At 65.3% G+C, this 5,517-nt stretch carries 5 protein-coding genes; 4 read left to right on the plus strand and 1 reads right to left on the minus strand.

Annotated elements, in window-relative coordinates; all coding sequences use genetic code 11:
* The 3 genes from QOI01_RS35605 to QOI01_RS35615 form a co-directional block, all read left to right on the plus strand.
* Positions 1-779, plus strand: a 779-nt coding sequence (locus tag QOI01_RS35605) for a carbohydrate ABC transporter permease (protein ID WP_526388869.1), incomplete at its 5' end; no start/stop codon positions are given.
* A 3-nt stretch (positions 780-782) separates the two neighbouring features.
* Positions 783-1,955 (plus strand): ABC transporter ATP-binding protein, encoded by a 1,173-nt coding sequence (locus QOI01_RS35610; RefSeq protein WP_526388871.1) that lies wholly within the window; start codon positions 783-785, stop codon positions 1,953-1,955.
* A 10-nt stretch (positions 1,956-1,965) separates the two neighbouring features.
* Positions 1,966-2,598 carry a suppressor of fused domain protein gene (locus QOI01_RS35615; protein WP_526388873.1) on the plus strand — a complete coding sequence of 211 codons (633 nt, stop codon included), beginning with the start codon at positions 1,966-1,968 and terminating at the stop codon, positions 2,596-2,598.
* 39 nt (positions 2,599-2,637) lie between these two features.
* Here QOI01_RS35615 and QOI01_RS35620 read toward each other — a convergent pair whose 3' ends face one another.
* Entirely contained in the window at positions 2,638-2,994 is a 357-nt protein-coding gene (locus tag QOI01_RS35620) for an ArsR/SmtB family transcription factor (protein ID WP_526388875.1), read from the minus strand.
* Between the two features lie 79 nt (positions 2,995-3,073).
* On the opposite strand from QOI01_RS35620, the gene mgtA reads away from it, so the two are divergent.
* Positions 3,074-5,517 (plus strand): magnesium-translocating P-type ATPase (mgtA, locus tag QOI01_RS35625; RefSeq protein ID WP_526388877.1); only part of this gene is annotated, 2,444 nt, incomplete at its 3' end.

The following is a 5,517-nucleotide window of genomic DNA, read 5'->3' on the forward strand; positions in this document are numbered from 1 at the left end:
TCGTCGTGTATGCGCTGTTTCCGGTGCTGTGGATCCTGAGCCTGTCGCTGAAGCCGACGTCAACCGTCAAGGACGGCAAGCTGATTCCGTCACAGATCACGTTCGACAACTACAAGGCCATCTTCCAGGGCAACATCTTCACCTCGGCCCTGGTCAACTCGATCGGCATCGGACTGATCACCACGGTGATCGCGGTCATCGTCGGCGGGATGGCCGCCTACGCGATCGCCCGGCTGATGTTCCCCGGCAAGCGCGCCCTGGTCGGGGTGGCCCTGCTGATCGCGATGTTCCCGCAGATCTCGTTGGTGACACCGCTCTTCAACATCGAGCGCAGGATCGGATTGTTCGACACCTGGCCCGGTCTGATCATTCCCTACATCACGTTCGCACTGCCGCTGGCGATCTACACCATGTCGGCGTTCTTCAAGGAGATCCCCTGGGACCTGGAGAAGGCCGCGAAGATGGACGGCGCGACGCCGGGTCAGGCATTCCGCAAGGTGATCGCACCGCTCGCGACTCCCGGCATCGTCACCGCAGCGATCCTGGTGTTCATCTTCGCGTGGAACGACCTACTACTAGCGCTGTCGCTGACTGCCACCCAGCGAGCCATCACGGCACCCGTGGCGATCGCAAACTTCACGGGCAGTTCGCAATTCGAAGAGCCGACGGGTTCGATCGCCGCAGGTGCGATGGTGATCACGGTGCCGATCGTCATCTTCGTACTAGTCTTCCAACGACGGATCGTTGCCGGTCTGACGTCCGGTGCGGTGAAGGGATAGTCCATGGCCGAGATCGTGTTGGAGAACGTATCCAAGAGTTACGCCAATGGTGCTGCGGCGGTGAAGGATCTGTCGATCACCATCGCCGACGGAGAGTTCATCATCCTGGTCGGGCCGTCGGGTTGCGGAAAGTCGACCACGCTGAACATGATCGCCGGGCTCGAGGACATCAGCTCCGGTGAGTTGCGCATCGGTGGCGACCGGGTCAACGAGAAGGCGCCCAAGGACCGCGACATCGCGATGGTGTTCCAGTCCTACGCGCTCTACCCGCACATGACCGTCCGGCAGAACATCGCCTTCCCTCTCACCCTGGCCAAGACGAGCAAGGCCGACATCGCCACCAAGGTGGAGGAGACCGCCAAGATCCTCGACCTGACCGAACTGCTGGATCGCAAGCCGGCTCAGCTGTCCGGCGGTCAGCGTCAGCGCGTCGCGATGGGGCGCGCAATCGTCCGTAATCCCAAGGCCTTCCTGATGGATGAGCCGTTGTCGAACCTCGACGCGAAACTGCGCGTGCAGATGCGGGCCGAGATCGCGCGGCTGCAGAACCGGCTGGGCACCACCACCGTCTACGTCACGCACGATCAGACGGAGGCCATGACGCTGGGGGACCGCGTCGTCGTCATGCTGGCGGGAGTCGCCCAGCAGATCGGCACGCCGGAGGAGCTGTACCACCGCCCCACCAACCTCTTCGTCGCCGGGTTCATCGGGTCTCCCGCGATGAACTTCTTCCCGGCGTCGCTCACCGACGTCGGGGTGCGGCTGCCGTTCGGGGACATCACGCTGACCTCCGAGGTCCACGACTTGCTGGCGCGACATCCCAAGCCCGCCAACGTGATCGTCGGCGTCCGCCCAGAGCATCTGGAGGACGCCGCGATGATCGACACCTACGCGCGAATCAGGGCCTTGACCTTCCAGGCGACCGTGGACCTGGTCGAATCCCTCGGCGCCGACAAGTACCTGCACTTCCACACGGAGGGCGAAAGTGCACGGGCGGCACTGCTGGCGGAGCTGACCGTCGAATCCGGGTCCAGCGAAAACCAGTTCACGGCAAGGGTTCCCGCTGAGTCGAAGGCGGTCGCTGGTCAGACGGCCGAGCTCGCCTTCGACACCGCCAAGATCACGCTGTTCGACGCGGACACGGGCGCGAACCTGTCGATCCCGCCTGCCGAGTGACCCCCGCCGAGTGACCGACGTCCTCGCCGAGATCCGCGCACGACTGGACGAGCATTTCGCCGCGGCAGGGATCATCGCCGAACCCGTTTCGGCCAGCGTGACGTTCCTTGGCGCGGAGTCCATCGACGTGCTGCGCTACGGGCCGGACGGGGACGGCGTCTACCGCTATGTCTCCCTTGGTTGTTCGCGCCACCCGATGATCGATCCCACCGCGATGTTGACCGACTCCACGACGGGTCCGCGCGCCGAGCTCGTGGTGGCGCTGCGCGGCCCGACGCCCACTGGGTTGGCCCGGTCGATCGCGGTGGTCGCCGCGGCGCCTGCGGTGGAAGGCCTGGTGCTCACTGCCGATGCACTCGTCGATCTCGAGACACCGTTGTGGGACCTGCCCAATCCCCCGGGTCGCTCCGCTCCTGCCCCCCGGGGTGCACCCTTCACCGCGGTGCTGTTGGGGCCCAGCGACATCGGCGACGTGGAGCTTGCGGCGCCGCTCGAGCCGGTGACGGTGTTGTCGGCGACCCCGATCACGGCGACGGAGGCGGCCTGGGTGCGACTCAAGGGTGCCGAGGCGATGCGGGAGGCGTGGCGGGTGGACGGAGTCGACGTGCTGGACCCGGCGCGGCCCGCAGGCAAGCCGGTATGAGCTCGCGAGAGATACCCGCGAGCAAGCCCACGGTAGACGTCACGCGGTGCGGCCGCCCTGGCCCTTCACTGCTCGGCGCTCCCGCAGCTGGTGGTGGCGAACCGCGATCTGGACGATCTCGGAGACGTCGGAATCCTCGACGAGATAGACCTGGCGGCGGCCCTCCTTACGCGCGCGGACGATTCCGGCGAGTTTGAGTTTCGCGAGGTGCTGGCTAACGGCGGCCACACTCTGGCCGACCTCGGTCGCAAGTGTGCCAACGTCTCGTTCGCCGTCACACAACAGCCAGATGATCTGGAGGCGGGCGGTCGCGGCGAGCATGCCGAACATCGCGGCGGTGTCCTGCAACTGCACGTCCGCGATCGGTGTACCCGGAGGTGGGCCGTGCTCTGTCACAATCTCCTCCCTGTCGCTTAGACTGACATAGGGTGGGTACTTGCGCAAGTGATTGACCGTCTGTCGTCGTAGCCTGTCAGTGAGTGCGGCACTGATCCCACTGCCAACGCGACGCAGAAGGGTGGGCTCGTTGATGTCGTCGGCGTCGAAGACGAAGTACCTCGACGATGCGGCGTCGGTATTCGAACTGTTCGGCGTTCTGGCAAGTTCGCCGCAGGGATTGACCGAGGACGACGCATCCCGTCGCCTGCTGGCCGTCGGCGAGAACCGGCTGCCTGCCGATCGTCTACCGTCGTCCGTCGATCGATTGCGCACGGCAGTGGCAAGCCCCTTTCTTGCGCTCCTGGGCGGTCTGGGTGTGGTCCTCGGCGTGATCGGCGATGCACGTGGGTGCGTCACGGTGACGGTCATGGTTGCGTTGTCCGTTGGCGTGCGCTGGTGGCAGCAGTCGCGGTCGGATCGGGCGGTGCGCGCGCTCCGGGCCTTCGCGACGCATACCGCGACCGTGCGCCGCCGACCAGAACCCGACTCGAAGGCGATCGAGCGTGAAGTCCCCGTAGACGATCTCGTCCCGGGTGACGTCGTGAAGCTTTCGCCGGGGGATGTGATCCACGCAGACCTACGCTTGTTCGCCGCGCGACGCCTTCGCGTGGATCAGTCGCCGATATCCGGTGAGTCACTGCCCGTACCCAAGGACTCCGACCCGGGCGGCGGCGGCCGCGCCGGACCCTTGGACCGGCCCGATATGTGCTTCGCCGGAACGTCGGTGGTCAGTGGCTCGGGAACCGCCGTGGTGATCGCGACTGGGCCGCAGACGTTCTGGGGGGCCGCGACGCGGGCTGCGAACGCAGCACGACCGCCGAGCAGCGTGGATGCGGGCGTCAAATCGGTTGGCGAAGCGCTGATCCGCTTCATGGCCGTGATGTTACCGATCGTGCTTGCGGTCAGCGGCTGGATCACGGGGGACTGGACGCATGCCGGCTTGTTCGCGGTTTCCGTCGCCGTCGGCCTGACCCCTGAGCTGCTGCCGGTAATCGTTGCGGCGACCTTTCTGCGCGGCGCGGTCAATCTCACCAAGCGGAGGGTGATTCTCAAGCGGCTGGAGTCCATCTGTGACCTCGGCGCCATCGACGTGCTCTGCGTGGACAAGACGGGCACGCTGACCGAAGATCGGGTTGCATATGCCTACGCCGTCGACATCGACGGTGGGCGGGACGAACAGGTCGATACCTACGCCTTCATGGCGGCCGCGTTCCAGTCGGTGCACTACAACCAACTCGACGCCGCGCTGGCCGAACTCGTCGGCGCCGACGATCAGCTCGTGGCGCGCGCACGTTACACCAAGGTTGACGAGTCACCGTTCGACGTCCGACAGCGTCGGTCCACCATCGTAGTCCAGGAACGATCCGACGAGTACGTCGTGATCACCAAGGGAGACCCGGACGCGGTGTTGGATCTGTGCGGCCACGTTCAAGTCGGCGGGGCGGTCGCCGAGCTATCGGCGGACCTCGCCGATCAAGGACGCGACCTCGTCGCGTCATACCAGAAGCAGGGCGTGCGGGTACTTGCCGTTGCCGCCAAGATCGTCGCCGTCACCAGTCGTCTCGACGACGTACCGACGACAGTCGACGGCATGGTGCTCGTCGGATTCGTGGGGTTCGTCGACCCGATCAAGTCGACTGCGGCGGCCGCGATCCGTCAGCTTGGTGGGGCCGGTGTGAGCGTGAAAGTGCTGACCGGGGACGCACCAAAGGTCGCCGAGCACCTGTGTGCGATGGCCGGGCTACCGGCCGGGCATGTGGTCACTGGCCAGGACATCGACCATCTCTCCGATCGGCGGCTTTCCGAACTCCTATCTCGGAGAACGATATTCGCCCAGATCGATCCACAGCAGAAGGCCCGGATCGTTTCGGCACTGCGGGCTGGTGGACACACGGTCGGCTTCCTCGGCGACGGTATCAACGACACCAGCGCCCTGCGGGTCGCCGACGTAGGGATATGCGTCGACACCGCGACCGAAGTCGCCAGGCACGCAGCAGATCTCATCCTGCTCGACAAGGATCTGACGGTGGTCGCCGATGCGGTCATGGAAGGGCGCCGAACCCTCGGCAATACCATGAAGTACGTCAAGATCACCACCGCCTCGAACTTCGGGAACGCGTCCAGCGTCGTCCTTGCCAGCGTGCTGCTGCCGTTCCTTCCCATGCTTCCAATCCAACTGATGATCCAGAACCTGCTTTACGAGGCCACGCAATTGACCCTGCCCTTCGACCGGGTCGACCACGAGTACGTACGCCGTCCCCGGCGCTGGCAATCGAGCGGCCTGGTCAGCTTCGCGGTGGTGTTCGGGCTACTCAGCTCGATCTTCGACCTAGCGACCTTCGGTGTGCTGTGGTGGATTCTTGGCGCCGACACCAGCGCTCAGCAGATGGTGTTCCAGACCGGGTGGTTCCTCGAGGGTCTGCTCTCGCAGGTGTTGGTTGTGTTGGTCCTGCGCTCACGTCGCGGACTTCGAGCGCAGGG

The organism is Mycobacterium sp. (assembly GCF_032162605.1).
GTDB lineage: Bacteria > Actinomycetota > Actinomycetes > Mycobacteriales > Mycobacteriaceae > Mycobacterium.

What these genes read in the sequence shown, in the direction of transcription:
- QOI01_RS35610 (WP_526388871.1), top strand. Translation starts at nt 783, where the DNA reads ATGGCCGAGATCGTGTTGGAGAACGTATCCAAGAGTTACGCCAATGGT.